Below are 19,470 nucleotides of genomic sequence, written 5' to 3'. Positions count from 1 at the left end.
AAAGCATTTTTAAAAAATGGGCATCCTTGCCCACGAGTCTTCCTTTAGAAAATGACTAACTCACGAGCTCTTTATAAACCGACTACGCCGCCGTCTTCACGCGTAACGACCAATGTCGCCGAGCGCGGACGCGGACCGTTCGGATTCGGCACAACTTCATCATCGCCAGGATGTCCGTAAACCGCGCCGCTGTCCGGCCAGTTACTAGTGAACACGCCCGGTTGCGAGCGATCGCCCGGATGCTGGAAGTTGACGAACAAGGTTTTACCGTCCGGTGTCGAAACGACGCCTGTGGTTTCTTGATCCCATGGACCGGATAAGAATCGTTTGATTTCACCCGTCTCAGGATTTGCCGCCAACATTGAGTTATTACCGAACGGACCCGAAGCTTGCTGCGAGCCGCTCATGTCGGTCTGAATCCACATCGTACCGAATTGGTCGATCCACAAACCATCCGCGCTAGCGTGAATGTTTTCTTGCGTCAATGCAGGCCCACCTTGTTCAGGCAATACTTGGCTATCGACTTCAGGACCCGACAAGACGAAGATATCCCATTCGAATTTGGTCGCCCAAGAACGATTACCTTGCTCGCGCCAACGAATGATGTGACCGTACGGATTCGGTCCGCGCGGATTGGCTGCGTCGATTGGGTTATTACCATTCTCATCCGTACGTGAACTGTTGTTGGTCAGGGTCATATAGACTTCGCGTGTTTGCGGATGTACCGTACCCCACTCAGGTCTATCCATTTTCGTCGCACCAACGACATCGGCCGCCAAGCGGGTGTTGACCAACACATCGGCTTGATCCGCGAATTCGACACCGGCAGCGGCAGCCGCGGCTTGGAATTTCGGATTATTGATGTCCAACGCCAACCATTCGCCGGTGCCGTCGTCATTGAAGCGGGCAACGTACAAGATGCCTTCATCCAACATGTCCCCGTTGGCGTTTTTACTGTAACGCGCCTTGGTCACGAATTTATAGATATATTCGTTACGTGCATCGTCGCCCATATAGAATGTGATCGGCTGACCCAATTGCGGCGGAGACAACCAAGCGCCTTCATGCGCGAAACGGCCCATTGTGGTGCGTTTGATCGGTGTGCTGTTTGGATCGAACGGATCGATTTCCAGCACCCAGCCTTGGGTGTTCGGCTCGTTGCGGTAATCTTCGGTCGCATCGGCGCCTTTAGGCGTGGCATCGAAACGGATGTATTGATCTTCGCCGCTCTGTGCGGTTTCCCAACGGTAACGGCTGTTGGCGGTGGCCACTCCGAAACGACTTTGTTCTCTCGGCCGGCTCAACGACAAGTCTTGGTCGATACCGGCTTGTGCCAATAAGGCGCCGAATTCGCCTTCCAATACACGATCAGAATCATTAAAGGTATTACCGGCTTGCGAGTAAACCAAGTTGGTAACTTTTTGATCGAAGAATTCGTCGAAGATACCGATGATACGGTCGGTTTCCGGATAGAAACGCGCAAAGTAACGACCTTGGACGAACGACGTTTTCCGTCCCGGATACAGCCAGGGTTGCGTGTCTTCAAACCAGTTCAACAAAGCTTCCGCGCGGGCCAATTGCACGCGGCTGACGAAATAGCCGGCCCAGTTTTCTTCACAAGTCAAATAAGTGCCCCAAGGCGTGTAACCGTGAGCGCAGTTATTGATCGTGCCGCGCGCCATCGTTCCGTCCGGGCTGTATTTGGTTTTGACCAAATCGCTGCCGCGTACCGGGCCGCGAATTTCGGCAGGCGTACCGGCCGTAACACGGCGGTTGTACGAACCGTTGACCACGCCCCACTCGCCGCTGATCGCATTTTTTTGGATCTCGACTACACTGACGCCGTGCGCGGCAATCTCTTTTCTGACTTCGTCGGTCGGCCGTTGACCGGCAACGAAAGTTGCGCCGGCTGCATGAAATACACGTTGATCGACATACTCATGGTTCACGCACAATAGGCCGTGACCGTTCGGGTCGTCTTGCATCGGGAAGTAATGCATGCCGTCGTGATGCGAGCCGACTTGTTGTTCTTGCTCTTCACCGGTATTGCTGTCGGCCGAATTGAATTCCGGATAGCCACCGGTGATCGGCGTACCCCAAGGAATCAGTGCTTGCGCTTTATAACCGTGCGGGATGGTTGCTGTATCGGAACGCGTGATAGGAATCGCGTCGAAACCCAATGTCGGCTTCAATGCAAATGGAGGTTTACCTACTCGCGGCGGCAGGAAACCGGGCTTTGCCGCTTCGGCTAAATTATTGATCCCGGAAGCGCCGAACACACCAGCCACGGCCGCAGTTAAGCTGCCGCTCAAGACTTGGCGGCGCGACAATCTCTTTTCTAAAATCGTTGCGAAATGCGGGTTATCCGAATGATTGCTCATCGGCTCGTCGCCATTGTCCATCTCAATCATCGTTTGTTTATTATCGCTCATCTAATGCCTCTCTCTTCGCTTAATCAGGGTTAAGGTGAGCGGTCACTATAGTGAGGACATGTGAAAAAATGATGAAGATTTAGTGACTGTAAAATGACGAAAGCGTTACCGTGCAAGACTTAATCGATAATTGACAAGTATCAATGAATTAACTTAGTGGATAATTCACTGCCATTAAGTTAATGGTGTCACAAAAATAAGTAATGCTTGTATTCAAGCTCTAATGTGCCTCAAAAGCTTGCCATCCATGGCACTGGATTCCGCCAGTCCATGGCGGAATGACGGATTTCCTTAACTTAATGGCAGTGAGTGGCTAATTGGGTTAACTTTGTTTTGTACTGACTTTTCTTATTAGGCTTATACATTTTCAATGGCTATCACTTTTGGTTTCCATTCACTCAATGTTCATCCCAAATTGATCGACCGGCACCGGCTTGCCGAAAAAATAGCCTTGAAATACGACGCACCCTTTTTCAACGAGAAACTCCAACTGCCGTTCGGTTTCGACGCCTTCGGCAACGACCTTTAAACCCAGGTTGCCTGCCATCGCAATAATGGTTTCGACAATCACGGCACTGTTCTTATCGACATCAATATTTTTGACAAAACGCTGATCGATCTTTAATTGGCTAAGCGGAAATTGCGTCAAGTAGGCCAGCGACGAATAGCCGGTACCGAAATCATCGATCGAAATCGCGATTCCCAATTCCGTCAATGCCTGCATTTTTTCAACAGTGTCGTTGATATCCTGCATCAGTACACTTTCGGTTATTTCAATCATTAATCGACTTGATTCGATATCGGCTTGCACAATGGCTTGCTTGACTTTAATCACGAAATCTTTTTGCCGAAATTGTTGCGAACTCACGTTAACCGAGACATAAGCATAGTCCCTACCGGCTTGTTGCCATAGTTTAATCTGTCTACACGACGCCTCAATAACCCAAGCGCCTATTTGCTGTATTATCCCCGTTTCCTCAGCGATTGGAATAAACTCGTTGGGCGCAATCAATCCCTTACCCGGATAGTTCCAACGAATCAATGCTTCTGCGCTGATTATCCGACCGGTTCTATCGACCTGAGGTTGAAAATAAAGCGTAAATTGCTGTTGCTCTATCGCCATTCGTAGTGCATTTTCGATCTGCAAACTTTTATCGGCAGCTTCTTGCATGCTTTGATCGAAAAAACTGATGGTATTACGACCTTTCTCTTTCGACCGATACATTGCAGTGTCGGCCTGTTGCAGTAAATCGGTCGCCGCCAATTGGCACTGCCCGGAAAATAAGGTAACACCCATGCTGGAACTAAAATAATGCTCGTTGCCTTTGATTAAATAGGGTTCATTCAACTTACGCATAATTTTTTCGGAAAGATTTAAAATTTTTTGAGTCGCCTCATCTTGACGATCGCTATCGGTATGCACCAAGATAACGAACTCGTCACCTCCGAGGCGAGTCGGCGTATCCTCTTGTCGTATCGATTGCTTCAAACGTTTGGCTACTTGGACCAATAACTCATCGCCGGTTTGATGCCCCATCGAATCATTCAATACCTTGAATCGATCTAAATCCATATACAGAATCGCCGCATAAGTATTTTTTCGTTTGGCTTGTATCAATACCTGTTCGATTCTTTCGAGTAACAATCTGCGATTCGGTAAATCAGTCAACGGATCGTAAAAAGCCAATTGCGAAATATATTCCTCGAATTTTTTCTTCTCACTCAGATCGGTAAACACCGCAACATAATGCGTCGTTTCGCCCCGGTTGTTTTTAACCGCGGTAATGCATTGCCAAATCGGAAAAATCGAACCGTCCTTACGGCGATCCCAAATCTCGCCTTCGAATCGACCGTCGATTTCCAGTTGCCGCCATAAGTCTTCATAAAATGATTGATCATGCCGGTCGGAATGCAGAATATTCGGATTTTTGCCGATCACTTCTTCGGCAGAATAACCTGTCACTGTCGTGAATGCTTGATTGACACGCAAAATTGTCGCATCAGGATCGGTAATCATGATCCCTTGCAAGCTTTCGAAAGTAATCGCAGCCAGGTGCAGTTCTTCTTCGGCTTCTTTATGTTCGGTCACATCCATCCATGCGCCGAATACTTCATCGATATCCCCAGTCGATGTTCGGGTCATAATCGATCTGTCATGTATCCAACGATAGGAGCCGTCTTTATGCCGAAACCGGTATTGATGATTCAATTGTCCGGTTTCTTTCAGCTGTTCCATTAATTCGATAGTCTGTTCTCGGTCGTCCGGATGTAGACGATCGATCCATAAGCTATCATTGCTGTACCAATCAACAGGTGCGAACCCGGTAATGCTTAAAAAGGCGTCGCTTATAAATGTCGTTCTATAGGGATATCGGTCATGGCCGGTAAATAGCAACGTATATATCGCGGTCGGCGTGACGTTGACGACATGCTTGAAACGTTGTTCGCTTTCCTGAAAAGCCTGGTTACTCTGTTGCAGTAACTCAACCGTTTTGTCTAAATCTTGATTGAGCCGCTTGAGTTCATTTTGTATTTGTAAGTTATAACGAATTTCGTCTTGTAACAGAGAATTGGCTTTCAATAATTCCGATGGGCTCGGAATCAATAGCGCTTTCGGTATCAAGGGCCAAAGCATTACGGCCGCTACCACAGAGACACCGGCAGTCAATGCATCGATGATGCCCGACAATCCGTAAACGGGTTTCCAGATCGTTACGACATGCATGACATGCGTCGCGCCGCAGGAAAAAATAAACAGGCTGAATAGTAATAATATGCCTTTGAATTCAACTTGCTTACGCTTATAAACAAAATAAAGCAGCGCAACCGGAATTGAAAAATACGCCAAGGCGATCACGATATTCGCCGTTACAGTTAACCATAGCAAGCTAGGTTGCCACAGGAAGCAATTACCGTGCGGCATTAAATCTGCGCTGCCGAATAAAAATTTCATCAGTTCTTGCATAATGGCTATCCGTTTATTGATTTGCCGAATCTTAGAAACAACATAATCGGCAATTTATTTTATTACGGTTATTAAGGTTTATTAATAGGCCATTCTAAGCGAAGAATACCGGAAAGATAAGACAATAGTTTCGGTACGAAATAGTTATTAAATGTCCTTATGTTGTAAGTATTCAAACCCGGGTGGCAAATTACCGCAATTCAGTCGTAATGTTGGCTTCCCCCTTTGCAAAAGGGGATTTATTTAAAAAATCTCCCCTCGCCCCTCGGCAACTGCTCCTGCGTCGCCTAAAGCGCCTACTGTTAGTGCCCTACCTCCTGCATCCGTGCAGTCGTCTTTTTCAAAGAGGGGGACTAAATACTTACCTTATGTTTGTTTAAGCCCGACTTACGCGATACCCTCGCACAACAAAGTTCTGTACAGGCGTATGGAGGAGCCGGTACGGAAAGAGATTAAATAACACCGCTATCCAGAACCGGTGATACTCGATAACTGATGCCCGAGCCCGAAAATTCGCCGCGCAATTTATCGAGCAGTTCTGTCAGGCCCTGCTCGGCCAGATACATTTGAAAACGGATTTTGCGTTGACGACCGGTGACCTGCTCGGCCAAAGACAAACCGACGTTTCGGTGGTCATGCGAATAGACTGGCAGACTGCTGAAACCGTGTTCGGATTCCAGAGTCAACAAGCAATCGACGACCGCTTCTTCAAGATCCGGCGCGACATTCAATGTGACTAAAAACTCAGGGCTACTCATCGTCAAGCTCCTTTGCCATACCAAAGCGTTGAAACAATATCGGCAATAAAAAAAGCGTCAAAAAGGTCGATGACAACAAGCCGCCGATCACGACGATCGACAACGGCCGCTGAATTTCCGAACCCGGCCCGGTTGCGTACAACATCGGCAACAAGCCGAATGCTGTGGTTGCGGCTGTCATCAAGACCGGTCGCAAACGCCGCATCGACCCGACTACGACAGCCTGCCCGACTTGCATACCGGCTATGCATAATTGATTGAAATGGGTCACCATCACCACGCCGTTCAAGACCGCGATACCTAGCAACGTAATAAACCCCACAGAAGCCGGTACCGATAAATATTCGCCGGACAACCACAACGCAATGACGCCGCCGATCATCGCCAGCGGAATATTCGACAATACCAAAGTCGCTTGACGGACCGAGCCGAAGGTCGCGAACAACAGCAAAAAAATTAGGATCAACGCAATCGGCACGACAATCGCCAACCTTGCCGCAGCCCGTTGCTGATTTTCAAATTGTCCGCCGAACTCGACCGAATAACCGGTCGGCAGTTCGATTTGTTGCGCAACCTGGTTTCGCGCTTCGTCGACGAAACCGACTAAATCTCTGTTTTCGACATTGCTGCGAATGACTGCGAAGCGCTGGGTTTTTTCACGCTCTATCGACACCAGTCCTTCGCTGCGATCGAGTTTCGCCAATGCCGACAGCGCGACATAGCCGCCTCCCGGCAACGCAATCGGTAAACTAGCGAAATTCGCCGAACTACCAGCGCCGCGCAACAGTAACGGCGTCCTCACTTGACCTTCCTGAACGATACCCAGCTTCAAACCTTCGATCTGCGCTCTCAACAGATTCTCGACAGCATCGATATCCAACCCGAAGCGTCCGATTGCCGCACGATCCAGCTTTAATTGTAGAAACTGCATGCCTTCGTTTTGTTTCAAAAAGACGTCGCTGGAACCTTTTATACCCCTCAACACCGCTGCGATTTCCTCGGCTTTTCGATTCAAAACGGTCGAATCCGGGCCGAATAATTTGACCGCGACATCGCCTCGGGTCCCGGTCAGCATTTCCGACACGCGCATTTCTATCGGCTGCGTGAAACCATAGGCGATACCCGGCAGTTGATCGAGCACCTTGCGAATCTCGTCGATCAACGCTTCCTTACCGTCCATCCGCCATTGATCCTCGGGTTTTAAAATCAGAAACGTATCGGTCTCATTTAAGCCCATTGGATCGAGACCGAGTTCGTCGGAACCGACCCTCGATATCGCTTCGGCAATTTCCGGTACTTTTTCCAGCAACGCTTTTTGCACACGTCCGTCGAGCGCTACCGATTGCTCCAACGTGATTGACGGCAGCTTTTCCAACTGAACGATAATATCGCCTTCATCCATACTTGGCATGAAGGTACTGCCGATTCGGTTAAACAACAATAAAGCCAGCAGCAATAATACGCCCGCGCCGAGAAACACCGATTTGCCGTTATCCAAACACCATAGCAACGCCGGTCGATAGGCTTTGAGCATTTGCCTAGGCAGCCAAGGCTCTTCTTGCGACACCTGTTTCAAAAAATAAGAAGCCAGCACCGGAATCACGGTTAGCGATAAAATCAAGGAACCGGCCAAGGCAAACACAATCGTTAAGGCAACCGGCGCAAATAATTTCCCCTCCAAACCTTGTAAGGTTAACAGCGGCACAAAGACGATGATGATGATCAATGCACCCGATGTAACCGACACTGCCACTTCACGGGTCGCCCGATAAATCACATGCAATCGCGGGAGACGCTCGGCTTTTTCTTTGTGCGCCAATTGCGTGATGATATTTTCGACGACGACCACCGATGCATCGACCAGCATTCCGATCGCAATGACCAATCCGCCGAGACTCATCAAATTAGCGGACATATTCATCGTTTTCATCATGATGAACGTAAACAATGCCGCCAAAGGCAATACCAATGCCACGGTCAACGCGGCGCGCCAGTTACCGAGAAACAACACTAGCATCAACAACACCAATACGATCGCCTGAGTCAAGGCAGTGATGACGGTATCGACGGCTTCTCCGACCAATACCCCTCGGTTATAAAAGACGTCGATTTTCACGCCGTCCGGCAAGGTTTTTTTGATGGCGTTCAGTTTTTGTTCGACCAGATCGATGGTTTGTCGGGCATTCGCTCCGCGCAGACTTAATACCAAACCGGTAACCACCTCACCTTCTCCGTTACGGCTGACCGCACCGTACCGGGTCAGTGCGCCGATTCGAACCTCAGCTACATCCCCAATCGTAATCGGCGTGCCGGAAACGGTATCGACCACAATCGCCCGTACATCCGATAATTGCTGAATGCGCCCTTCCGCGCGAACGATCAAGGTTTCCTCGCCTTCATGCAGACGTCCCGCTCCGTCGTTGCGATTGTTGGTCTTCAATGCATCGATCAAACGGTCAACCGAAATATTTCGGGCAGCCATCTTGAGCGCATCGGGCACGACTTCGAAACTGCGTACCGTACCGCCAAGCGAATTAACATCGGCCACGCCCGGCACGGTTCGAAGTGCTGGGCGAATCACCCAATCCAATAGGGTACGTAGCTCCATCTGATCCAAGCCTCCGCCCGATACGGTAAACATGAACATTTCGCCCAGAGGCGTCGTCATCGGCGCAATCCCCCCTTCGATACCTTCCGGTAAATCTCCCCACAACGAATTCAAACGTTCGGCGATTTGTTGTCGCGCCCAATAAATATCGGTGCCCTCTTCGAAATCGATCGTGATATCGGTTAGCGCATATTTAGCGATAGAGCGCAGCATCGTCTGATGAGGAATGCCCAGCAGTTCGACTTCGATCGGTGCGGTAATCCTTGTCTCGACTTCTTCCGGAGTCATACCCGGCGCTTTGACGATCACCTTGACTTGGGTTGGAGAGACTTCCGGAAACGCATCGATCGGTATCCGTTCCCATGCATACCAGCCTCCGCCGACCAACAGCAGCACAAACAAAACAATCAGTATGCGTTGAGCCAGTGCGAATCGAATCAAGTTGCCCATCATTCAGCGCTCCCTGACTCCAGCCAAAGCGCTTTCAATGCCGCGGCGCCGCGCACCGCGACCGTTTCGCTACCGTCCAGCTCACCTACGATAAAGACCGCATCTTCATGCCGTCCAATGACTTCGGCCGGCTTAACCTCGAAGCCCTGTCCGCTCCGCACGAATATATAATCCCGCCCTTCGCTTTGCGCCAGCGCCGATTGCGGCAACTTAAACGCGAGGGTCTCAATGTGTTTGATCGCTTGAGCATTGACTGTCTGTCCCGGCCGCAGCTTGGCTTGAGGCCCCGCTAATACGGCGCGCGCGAGTACCGATTGAGTCTGTTTATCGACATGCCGGCCCAGCAAAACAATCTCGGCGATAGCTTCTGTGCCGGCGACTTTAACCTTGTCTCCGACGGTTAAGATGTCGATACGATCCTGAGCGACCGACAGTTCCAACCAAAGTTGTTCGAGATTCGCAATGCGGAACAACGGCTCGTTCGCGGTTAGACGTTCACCAACCGAAGCGCTGCGCTGCAGTATCGTGCCGCCGATCGGCGCGCTAATTTCCAGCAGACTATTCAGCCGTCTTGATGCAAGCAATTGCCCGGCCTCTGTTTCGGTCATGCCGTTAATCAATAACATTTGTTTGGCTTCTTGCGCCTTCGCTTTGGCGACGTTGAAGCGGCTAAGCGTTTCCTCCCAGCGGCTCTGCGGAATAATGCCTTCCTGCTGTAATTTCCGATCGCGCCGATAGACCGCCTCGGCTAATTGCGCTTCGCTGGTCTGTTTCAGATAATCGCGTTGCAAAGCCAAGAGTTCCGGACTGTTCAATTGCGCCAATACTTGACCTTGCTGCACGACATCGCCTTCTGCAACATGAATGCGGCTCAACATTCCCGCTACGGTCGTACTGACGATTTGTTCATTTTCCGGCGGAACGATCACGCGAGCCGATGCCGTCAGAAGCGGTATTTCGTCGGCCTTTTCCAAGGCGGCGAGTTTAATATCCAAATTAGCGATCTGCTCGTCGCTCAGTTCGAGAACGGCCTGTTCCGATACCGGCGAACAATGATTCTCGTGCGCCGTGTCCGCTCCGACATCCTCGCACGCGTTTGCCGCCCAACTGTTATTTGAGGCCTGTAAAAGAAACAGACCGGCCCATACTGATAACAAGATTCGTTTCATGGCAACACTCCGACGGCCTGATTGTATAGTGCGATATCCCTCTGCAAGATCACCGAACGCTCTTTGGCGTTAAGGATGGCTTGTTGGGTTCTGGCACGGATTCTTAATAATTCGATCAGATTGATTTCACCGACCGAGAAACTTAATTCGGTCATATCCAAATGTTCTTCCGCCAGTTGCTTCATTTCATCGGCGGTTGCCTGTTCGGCGCGGTTGACTTCCAAGGCATGCTCGGCTTCGTGATAGGCGAGTTTCAAATCTCTAAACAGTTGCTCACGTTCGGCGATCAGACGATTTAACTCGACATTGACCGCGGCAATTTTAGGCGCCTGATGCGCGCTGCCGCCGAACGGGACCGAAATACCGACGCCGAAACTTTCGGTATAGTTACTGCGCGGGTCGTTATTACCCCGGTCGCTGTTGATGCCCACCGAAACCTGAGTTTGACCCGAGCCGGTCAACCGTATCGCTTCGAGTTCGGCTTGTTTACGGGCTATTTGACTGTTGAGCGCGGCCAAGGCGGGATGCTGCTGTTCGATTGTTTTCAGCGCAACCAATGGTTCGTGGAATTCGGCCGGAATCTTTTCGGTCCGCGTCAAATTCGTATAGCGCTTTCGGGCATGCATGACTTCCGATTCCGCCAGGGTCAACACCGACCGTTTCTGCAACAATTCGCTTTGCGCGAGCAATAAATCGGCCCGGGCCAAGTCACCCAACTCATAAAGCCGCTTGACCTTGCCGACCAATTTTTCGGTTAATTCATAATCGGTTTTCGCCTGATCATGACGCACTTCAGTCAATGCGATATCCCATAAGGCCGACCTAACTAATCCAGCAACACGCAATTTGAACGCCCGGCTTTGCGATTGCCGGCTGTCATCGGCACGTTGAGCAATATTTTGTTCGGCATCGCGTTGCCCGAAGTTCCACAAGGGCACACTTACCACTGCATCGAGAATATGCAAGGTACCGCTGGTCGCTTCCAAAAAAAACAAATCCGCAGTAGCAGGCCCTGCTATCCAACTTTGCCCGCGCTCAGCAAGCGCTTTCGCTTCATCTTCCAACGCTTTGAGCCATGCGGCATCAGGATAATGTTCGGCAGTGGTATCGATCAAACCGGCCAAAGTCATGGTCGGCTCGACTTCAATTGGATCGAAATGATCGACGATCATTTCGCTGTCTGCCCATACGCCGAATGACGACAGCAGGCAGCAACACAGCAAAGCGCCTGTTAAAGGCTTGAGGGGAATCATATTGAGCTCCGCAATATGCGGCAGCAGGGCCGCAACTGAAACAACGAGTCGGATACTCAGCGAATCCGACGATCTATAAACTGTTTACAGTTGCACAGGCGGCGCGCGTGGCGCTTGAGGAGAGGAGGACGTCCGGCCGGAAAGCACATTCGGCGGTGGAGAAAACGCGACTTCGAAACCGAGACATTCATCCGGTTCGGGAAACACTAAAGCAACGAACACTACGGCAAAAGGAAGCCAATCGGATAGCAGCGTCGTTTCGGTTTCAATGCCCTGATCCAAATCGATCACGGACGAGTCGAATAACGCCAATACATCATCGTCGTCGTTCGCTACGTTGAATTGCTCAAAGCCGGGCATATGCAAGCCGTCCGACAACTCGTCCACCATCGGATGCGCATGCACCAACGGCGCGATCGATTGCAGGATCACGAGAAAAATGACTAAGGCTTTTGTGAAGGGCGTCGACATGGGGCTTATGCTATGTCAAATAGTGATTGGTGGCAATAAAAAACAAGCGTGTCTCAATCAATTCAGTTCGTTCCTCACCGAATCCTAGCGAGTTTGGAAACGCTTCGATATCGCGGTCACTTAGGATCGCTCTACCTCAGCAGAGCCCGCAGGAGCGCGTTTTGTTAGGCTGGAGCATGTAAAATATGCTCAACGACTTGAGTCGGTAATGAGATCCGATCGAATAATGAAGCAGGGTATAAATAATCTTCGCCTGACTCATCAATCACCCTTATTTGTTGATGCTTTTCAGCATCGGAGTCATTTAGCACTTCGTAGAGTTTGCGCGTTTCAAGCGAAACTTCATAGCCGCGATTATTGATGCAAATTGCAAATTCGTGTTTATTCATGGCTGTGTGTCAATATAACGCTTAATTTTAAATTCTCGTTTGCCGATACCCGAAGCCTCATACCAGTGAATTTCAGCTTCGCGAAGCGATCCATCTTGTAAACGAACGGTTGCAAAACCTTTGCGCTTACGCCAATTGCCTTGCCTATAAATTTTGCGAAGCCTTGGTAGCTCTCTAATCGCCAAACCACGAGCAAACGTTTCCGGATGTTTTATGTTTCCAATAATTTCAAAATCCATTTGTGGATTGTAACGTAATCAACGGAAACATGCTCAAAGGGTCAGTGAGTAGCTCTGATGTGACGCAGTGGAATCCGGAATAATCAAAGCCGTGTTTGCCCCGGATTCCGTAAGCTCCATCTGCCGGGCTACTCACTAACTTTTGATCTGATATCTGTTTTGACCGATTATCCGTTTTCATAACGCCCCTTTAAGAAGGGATGCATCAGTACAACCAGACAAGCCATAAGGCTTGCCTGGTTTTTCAAGGTAGCACTAAAAATTTAGGTAAAAATAGAAACTGCCGAATTTTTTCATTATTTATGTCACTAGTTTTTCACTAATTTGGCACACTTTTCAATTTTTGTGGCACCCGACAAAAAACACCTACACATCCAAATTCGTAACATCCAAAGCATTCTTGACGATGAAATCCCTGCGCGGTTCGACGATGTCGCCCATTAGCGTTGTGAAGATTTCGTCGGCGGCGATTGCGTCTTCGATGCGGACTTGCAGCATGCGGCGGCTGTTGGCGTCGAGCGTAGTTTCCCAGAGTTGTTCCGGGTTCATTTCGCCCAATCCTTTGTAGCGCTGGATGTGCTGACCTTTTTTGACTTCTTTCATCATCCACTCGAACGCTTGTTTAAAACTTTCGACCGGCTGCTGGCGTTCGCCCATCCGGATATTAGACTGCTCGCCGAACATGCCGGCGGTACCTTCGGCGTATTGCGCGATTTTCTGATAATCCTTGCTGTCGAAGAATGCCGCTTGCAGTATGAAGGTTTTGGTATTGCCGTGATGGCGCTTGTCGACCGTTAGCGTGTAATCACCAGCCGAGCGGTAATCGAGTTCCATCTTAAATACCATTTTGCTTTGCGGATTGTAGAGGCGTTCAGCCAATTGGCTAACCCATGCTGCCAATCGTTCCTTGTCTTGTTTGATTTCGTCACTCACGCGCTCCATATAGACTAATTGCTCGAGAAACACGTCATCGTAGCGGCTGGTCAAGCGATTAATGATGGCTAGCACCTCGGTGTATTCCTTCGCCAATTTCTCCAAGCCTTGGCCTTGTATCGGCGGTGCACTGTCATCGGTATGCAGTGCTGCTTTGTCGAGGGCTAGTTGTATCAAGTAATCGTTCAATTGCGCATCGTCTTTGACGTAATGTTCCTGCTTGCCCTTCTTGACCTTGTACAGCGGCGGTTGGGCAATATAGATATAGCCCTTTTCGATGATTTCCGGCAATTGCCGGTAGAAGAACGTCAACAGCAAGGTGCGTATGTGCGATCCGTCGACATCGGCATCGGTCATGATAATAATGCGGTGATAACGGAGTTTGTCGAGATTGTATTCGTCCTTGCCGATACCGCAACCAAGCGCGGTGATCAGTGTGCCGACTTCTTCGGACGAGATCATTTTGTCGAATCGCGCTTTTTCGACGTTCAAGATTTTACCTTTTAGCGGCAATATCGCTTGCGTGCGACGATCGCGGCCTTGTTTCGCCGAACCGCCCGCCGAGTCACCCTCCACGATGAACAATTCGGATAGGGCCGGATCTTTTTCCTGACAATCGGCTAGTTTTCCGGGTAATCCGGCAATATCCAATGTGGTTTTGCGACGCGTCATTTCCCGCGCTTTTCGGGCGGCTTCACGGGCTCGGGCCGCATCGATGATTTTATTGACGATAGCTTTGGCGATTTGCGGTTTTTCCAATAAAAATTCCTGCAGTTTTTCATTCATCGTTGATTCGACCAAAGGCTTCACTTCCGATGAAACTAATTTGTCTTTGGTCTGCGAGGAAAACTTAGGGTCGGGGACTTTGACTGAAAGCACTGCCGTTAACCCTTCCCTTGCATCGTCGCCGGTCGTCGAGACTTTTTCTTTTTTCGCTAAACCGTTATTTTCGATGTATTGATTGATAGTACGGGTTAACGCCCCTCTAAATCCGGCTAAATGCGTGCCGCCGTCCCGTTGCGGAATATTGTTGGTATAACAAAAAATATTTTCCTGATATGAGTCGTTCCACTGCATCGCGACTTCGACGGTTACACCCTCTTTTTCGGCGCTAAAGTGAAACACATCGGGAAATAACGGCGTTTTATTTTTATTTAAATGTTCCACGAAAGCGCTGATGCCGCCTTCGAATTCGTAGACGTCTTGTTTATTGGTGCGTTCGTCTTCCAGACAAATTCTGACTCCGGAATTTAAAAACGATAATTCTCTGAGTCTTTTCGCCAAGATATCGTAGTGGAACTCGACATCGCCGAAGGTCTGATCGCTCGGTTTAAAATTAATTTTGGTTCCGCTACCCTCGGTCGGCCCGATTTCCGCCAATGGTGCTTGCGGTTCACCCATGAGATATTGTTGTTTATAGAGTTTTCCGTTTTTCCTGATTTCCAGATTCAACTCCTCAGACAAAGCGTTTACCACAGAAACACCGACTCCGTGTAATCCGCCCGAGACCTTGTAGGCGTTGTCGTCGAATTTGCCGCCGGCATGCAACACAGTCATGATGACTTCCGCAGCGGATCGCCCTTCTTCTTGATGAATATCGACGGGAATTCCTCTTCCGTCGTCAGACACCGTAACCGAACCATCATTATGAATGATAACCTTAACCTCTTTGCAGTACCCGGCTAAGGCTTCATCAATCGAGTTGTCAACCACTTCAAAAACCATATGATGTAACCCTGTTCCGTCATCGGTATCCCCAATATACATGCCCGGTCTTTTTCTGACCGCATCTAAACCTTTTAGTACCTGAATATTGGAACTGTCGTACTGCTTATTATTTTCGCTCATGTGTGTTTACTACCTTCTCAATGTGCCAATGTTTCACGTGAAACATTACGCTTGTTTAATTTCACCATGTTCCACGTGGAACATTTTATAGTTTTTAAGTTTACTTAAATCACCATACTCAGACATCTCAGTGGCCGTCATAAAAACCTGAACATTCATTGTTTGTAAATATTCTATTAACAGAGATCTTTTAGTCGTATCCAATTCAGCAGTGAAATCATCAATTAAAACACAGACATTATTACTCTGATGGGTCGACAACAATTGTACTTGCGCAAGTTTTAAACATATGACTAACAATTTTAATTGTCCGCGTGATACAAAGTCCTTGGCGAGTCGATTATTAACGGAGACAGTTAAGTCAGCACGATGCGGACCACTATGCGTCATTTTATAGCGCAGATCACGATCGAGATCATCATCCAAGGATTGGATAAAGCCTTTACCGCTATCCCAACCGGATAAATAATCGAATTGAACAGTTTCAGCACCTAAAAATCGACGGACAAAATCTTGAAAAACGGGCTCAAGCCTTTGTAAATAGGTTCGTCTATATTGATCGACTATTGTACCGTAATTAACCAATTCATTATTCCAGACTTGGATGGAGTGCGTTTGCTTTTGTTTGATTAAAGCATTACGTTGATTCAATGCGGTTTTGTATTGTCGCCAAGCCAAGAGGAATTGTTCGTTTTCATTGAAAGTCCCCCAATCGATAAATTCTCTTCTGATTTGAGGGCCGGTATCCAATAGACGATAAGATTTAGGTTCAATCAATTGAATAGGCAAGGCATAAGCAAGCAAATACCGAGGTTGATTAGGTAATTGCTGAATTCGGATTTCAGAAACCTTCCCATCGAATTGTACGCCTAGTTGGCAACTGCTGCGCCCGCCCTGTTGCAGCACTTTGCCCGATACGATCAAGTCATTTCGATCAAAGTTTACGACTTGTTTGATATGCGTGGTTCGAAAAGAACGTGCGCGGCCAAGAATAAATATGGCTTCAAGAAAAGAGCTCTTACCGCTGGCATTAGCTCCGTAAATTAAATTGAGTCCAGGCGATGGTTGTAGACTGGCTTGCCGAATATTTCTAACATTAAAAATGTCGAGCTTTTGTAAACTCATCGGTTATTAGTTGCTAGTCAAAAAAAGCACCCGGTTAACACCGGTTAGATGAACAAGCTCGGTTTTTTGTCGCTTCCACATTTGATAATGACTGCGATTTAGAAATTTCAGGAAGTTAGTGAACAGTTAGCCATAAAAAAGCATGCCGAAGCAATAACTGATTCAGTTGATTTAAAAGGCTTCATTTATCCGTTGAAAAAGTTCCCCAAAATTGCATAAAGCAAAGATCATAGACGCATCGGCATCACGATGAATCGATAAGCTCTTGTTTCCGGTTCGTCAATGATGCAGCAACTGGAATTACGTGCAATGGTCAACTCGGTAATTTCCGAATCGATATTGGAAATCGCATCGAGCACATATTGCACGTTAAACGCAATCGAAAGCGGTTCGCCAACATAATCGGTGACAATTTCTTCTTCGGCTTCTTCATGTTCAGGGTTGTGCGCACTAATTTTCAGCGAATCCGAAGAAAGGTCGAAAGTTACGCCTTTGTATTTTTCATTGGATAAAATCGCCACTCGAGTTAATGCATCTTTTAATAACTGGCGTTGAATATGAATCGGCGTTAGAAAATCTTGATGGAAGACACGGTTAAAATCGGGGTATTTGGCATCGACCAATTTAGCTGAAAAGATCGTATTATTGATCGTAACCCTTATGTTATTACTAGAAAATTCAACCAAAAGTTCAATTTCAGGATCATCCAATAAACGCACCAATTCCATAACGCCTTTTCTTGGCAGGATGATACGCGCTTCATATCCGGCTGGATTTTCTAAGTTGTCTTCGAAAACCGATAAACGATGTCCATCGGATGCGACGAGTTTGATACGCGAATTGGAAATGTTGAGCAATAAACCGTTGAGATAATAGCGTACATCCTGAGACGCCATACAAAAAACGGTCTTTTCGAGCGCTTTTTTAAAAAGTCCGGCATTGATGGTAAACCGATGATCTAACACGGATTCTGAAAATTCCGGATAATTTTCGGCAGGCAGTGTACTTAAAATAAAGCGGCTACGCCCGGAAAGCACCTTAACTTTGTCGTCGGCGACTTCCAATTTGATATCGGCACCGGTCGGTAGCAAGCGGCAGATGTCGAGAAACTTTCGGGCGGGTAAAGTAATTTCGGCAAAAGTCGTATTTTCTATTGCAATTTCGGTAACAATTTGAACTTCAAGATCGGTACCGGTCATTAACAGGCTGTCTTGACGAAAAACCATCAACACATTCGACAAAATCGGCATGGTTTGTCTTTTTTCAATCACACTGACAATTTGCTGCAATGGAACCAATAGCCGTTCTCTATTAATAATATATTTCATATAAGATATTTATTTATATTTACTATTAGTCTATAAAAAAAACGTGATAAGTCGTTTAATATCTTATATATCAATAACTTATCTTGTAAGAAACCGGAGTTTAAGGCTGTGGATAAGCGCTTGATAAAAAGAGGATAACTCGCCTTCTCTGTTAATGACTGCAGTTATCCACAAGTTAAACACCGTTAATGCGACAATGTTCTCAACAGGTTTAAATAATCTTCCTCAAGTTTTACATCCGAGTCGCGCAAGGAGGCAATGCGTTTACAAGCATTAATAACCGTGGTGTGATCGCGTCCACCGAATGCTTCGCCGATTTCCGGAAAACTGTGCGAAGTCAATTCACGAGCTAGACACATAGCAATTTGCCTTGGTCGGGTAATGGATTGCCGCCGATTTTTCGACGATAAATCCGCAACCCTAATCTTAAAATATTCAGCTACGGTTTTTTGTATGTTATCGATATTGACGAGCTTATCTTGTAAGGAAATCAGATCGTGCAATGCTTCTTTGGTAAATTCAGTGGTGATTTCGCGTCCGGTAAATTGTGCATTGGCAATGACTCGTCGTAATGCACCTTCGAGATCTCGTACATTCGAAGGAATCCTTTTACCGATGAAAAAAGCGACTTCCTGAGGTAGATCGACACCCGCCATCATTGCTTTTTTCATTAAAATAGCGGCACGGGTTTCAAGGTCCGGCGGTTCGATTGCAACCGGTAATCCCCAGCCGAAGCGCGATTTCAAACGGTCTTCCAAACCGACGATTTCTTTCGGGTATTTATCGCAGGTTAAAACGACCTGGTGCTTTTTTTCCAACAACGTGTTGAAGGTATGGAAAAACTCTTCTTGAGAGCGTTCCTTGCCGGCAAAGAATTGAATATCGTCAATCAGCAAGGTATCGACGCCTCGATAATATTCCTTGAAAGTATCGATCGCATTTTGTTGTAAAGCTTTGACCATATCCTGCACGAATTTTTCGGAATGCAGATAAACGATTTTCGCCGACGGATTATGTTGCAGGATCGCATTACCGATCGCATGCATCAGATGTGTTTTACCTAAACCGGAGCCGCCGTAAATTAATAACGGATTGTATGCCTTGCCGATATTTTCGGAGACTTGAATGGAAGCCGCTTTTGCCAATTGGTTGGATTTACCTTCGACAAAGTTATCGAAAATAAATGCTTTATTAAGAAAGTTAGGACGTGATTTTTTACTATCGGGGGCTTTGATATGCTGCGGTGTAGGAGTCAGCATGGCTTTCTTCGAGCCGATGTCCAATTGCAAGCTTAAAGAACCGTTGGAAAATTGCTGTATCGCCTCTTCCAGTTTGGCGAAATGATGTTCTTTTACCCAATCCAGCACAAACCGGTTCGGCGCTAATAACTTGATTTGTCCGTCGGTTTCGATTGCCTGCAAGGGTCTAATCCAGGTGCTGAATTCCGAGGAAGAAATTTCATTTTCAAGTTTAGCGAGACAGTTGTTCCAGAGTGCACTCAT

At 47.7% G+C, this 19,470-nt stretch carries 13 protein-coding genes; all 13 read right to left on the bottom strand.

The window, feature by feature from the left end:
- Window positions 1-71: 71 nt before the first annotated feature.
- Window positions 72-2,432: a PhoX family phosphatase gene (locus tag WJM45_RS00065; protein WP_341326979.1), complete on the bottom strand. Its 2,361-nt coding sequence runs from the start codon at window positions 2,430-2,432 to the stop codon at window positions 72-74.
- A gap of 394 nt (window positions 2,433-2,826) precedes the next feature.
- On the bottom strand, window positions 2,827-5,397 hold the full coding sequence (locus tag WJM45_RS00060; protein ID WP_341326978.1) for an EAL domain-containing protein: 2,571 nt from the start codon (window positions 5,395-5,397) through the stop codon (window positions 2,827-2,829).
- Between the two features lie 452 nt (window positions 5,398-5,849).
- Window positions 5,850-6,155, bottom strand: a complete 306-nt coding sequence (locus WJM45_RS00055; protein ID WP_341326977.1) for a DUF3240 family protein — start codon at window positions 6,153-6,155, stop codon at window positions 5,850-5,852.
- The gene (locus WJM45_RS00050) at window positions 6,148-9,213 is read right to left on the bottom strand and encodes a CusA/CzcA family heavy metal efflux RND transporter (RefSeq protein WP_341328988.1); all 3,066 of its coding nucleotides are present in this window, start codon (window positions 9,211-9,213) and stop codon (window positions 6,148-6,150) included. Before WJM45_RS00050 ends, WJM45_RS00055 begins: the two co-directional genes overlap by 8 nt.
- Window positions 9,213-10,382, bottom strand: coding sequence for an efflux RND transporter periplasmic adaptor subunit (locus WJM45_RS00045; RefSeq protein ID WP_341326976.1), 1,170 nt, complete (start codon window positions 10,380-10,382; stop codon window positions 9,213-9,215). The genes WJM45_RS00050 and WJM45_RS00045 overlap by 1 nt, the downstream gene beginning before the upstream one ends.
- Window positions 10,379-11,635: a TolC family protein gene (locus WJM45_RS00040; RefSeq protein WP_341326975.1), complete on the bottom strand. Its 1,257-nt coding sequence runs from the start codon at window positions 11,633-11,635 to the stop codon at window positions 10,379-10,381. Before WJM45_RS00040 ends, WJM45_RS00045 begins: the two co-directional genes overlap by 4 nt.
- A gap of 84 nt (window positions 11,636-11,719) precedes the next feature.
- Entirely contained in the window at window positions 11,720-12,106 is a 387-nt protein-coding gene (locus WJM45_RS00035; protein WP_341326974.1) for a hypothetical protein, read from the bottom strand.
- 164 nt (window positions 12,107-12,270) lie between these two features.
- Window positions 12,271-12,495 carry a hypothetical protein gene (locus WJM45_RS00030; protein ID WP_125217637.1) on the bottom strand — a complete coding sequence of 75 codons (225 nt, stop codon included), beginning with the start codon at window positions 12,493-12,495 and terminating at the stop codon, window positions 12,271-12,273.
- The gene (locus WJM45_RS00025; RefSeq protein WP_341326973.1) at window positions 12,492-12,734 is read right to left on the bottom strand and encodes a hypothetical protein; all 243 of its coding nucleotides are present in this window, start codon (window positions 12,732-12,734) and stop codon (window positions 12,492-12,494) included. The genes WJM45_RS00030 and WJM45_RS00025 overlap by 4 nt, the downstream gene beginning before the upstream one ends.
- A gap of 366 nt (window positions 12,735-13,100) precedes the next feature.
- Window positions 13,101-15,515 carry a DNA topoisomerase (ATP-hydrolyzing) subunit B gene (gene gyrB, locus WJM45_RS00020; RefSeq protein WP_341326972.1) on the bottom strand — a complete coding sequence of 805 codons (2,415 nt, stop codon included), beginning with the start codon at window positions 15,513-15,515 and terminating at the stop codon, window positions 13,101-13,103.
- A gap of 45 nt (window positions 15,516-15,560) precedes the next feature.
- On the bottom strand, window positions 15,561-16,640 hold the full coding sequence (gene recF / locus WJM45_RS00015; RefSeq protein ID WP_341326971.1) for a DNA replication/repair protein RecF: 1,080 nt from the start codon (window positions 16,638-16,640) through the stop codon (window positions 15,561-15,563).
- Between the two features lie 227 nt (window positions 16,641-16,867).
- A complete protein-coding gene (gene dnaN / locus WJM45_RS00010; RefSeq protein ID WP_341326970.1) occupies window positions 16,868-17,968 on the bottom strand; it encodes a DNA polymerase III subunit beta in 1,101 nt (366 codons plus the stop codon).
- Between the two features lie 185 nt (window positions 17,969-18,153).
- Window positions 18,154-19,470 (bottom strand): chromosomal replication initiator protein DnaA, encoded by a 1,317-nt coding sequence (dnaA, locus tag WJM45_RS00005; protein WP_341326969.1) that lies wholly within the window; start codon window positions 19,468-19,470, stop codon window positions 18,154-18,156.

Source organism: Methylotuvimicrobium sp. KM2 (assembly GCF_038051925.1).
GTDB lineage: Bacteria > Pseudomonadota > Gammaproteobacteria > Methylococcales > Methylomonadaceae > Methylotuvimicrobium.
The sequence above is the reverse complement of the archived record's forward strand: the minus strand, read 5'-3'. Positions and strand labels throughout refer to the sequence as shown.

Coding starts and splice junctions, on each gene's coding strand:
- WJM45_RS00065 (WP_341326979.1), bottom strand. CDS start 2,432: ATGAGCGATAATAAACAAACGATGATTGAGATGGACAATGGCGACGAG.
- WJM45_RS00060 (WP_341326978.1), bottom strand. CDS start 5,397: ATGCAAGAACTGATGAAATTTTTATTCGGCAGCGCAGATTTAATGCCG.
- WJM45_RS00055 (WP_341326977.1), bottom strand. CDS start 6,155: ATGAGTAGCCCTGAGTTTTTAGTCACATTGAATGTCGCGCCGGATCTT.
- WJM45_RS00050 (WP_341328988.1), bottom strand. CDS start 9,213: ATGGGCAACTTGATTCGATTCGCACTGGCTCAACGCATACTGATTGTT.
- WJM45_RS00045 (WP_341326976.1), bottom strand. CDS start 10,382: ATGAAACGAATCTTGTTATCAGTATGGGCCGGTCTGTTTCTTTTACAG.
- WJM45_RS00040 (WP_341326975.1), bottom strand. CDS start 11,635: ATGATTCCCCTCAAGCCTTTAACAGGCGCTTTGCTGTGTTGCTGCCTG.
- WJM45_RS00035 (WP_341326974.1), bottom strand. CDS start 12,106: ATGTCGACGCCCTTCACAAAAGCCTTAGTCATTTTTCTCGTGATCCTG.
- WJM45_RS00030 (WP_125217637.1), bottom strand. CDS start 12,495: ATGAATAAACACGAATTTGCAATTTGCATCAATAATCGCGGCTATGAA.
- WJM45_RS00025 (WP_341326973.1), bottom strand. CDS start 12,734: ATGGATTTTGAAATTATTGGAAACATAAAACATCCGGAAACGTTTGCT.
- gyrB (WP_341326972.1), bottom strand. CDS start 15,515: ATGAGCGAAAATAATAAGCAGTACGACAGTTCCAATATTCAGGTACTA.
- recF (WP_341326971.1), bottom strand. CDS start 16,640: ATGAGTTTACAAAAGCTCGACATTTTTAATGTTAGAAATATTCGGCAA.
- dnaN (WP_341326970.1), bottom strand. CDS start 17,968: ATGAAATATATTATTAATAGAGAACGGCTATTGGTTCCATTGCAGCAA.
- dnaA (WP_341326969.1), bottom strand. CDS start 19,470: ATGAGTGCACTCTGGAACAACTGTCTCGCTAAACTTGAAAATGAAATT.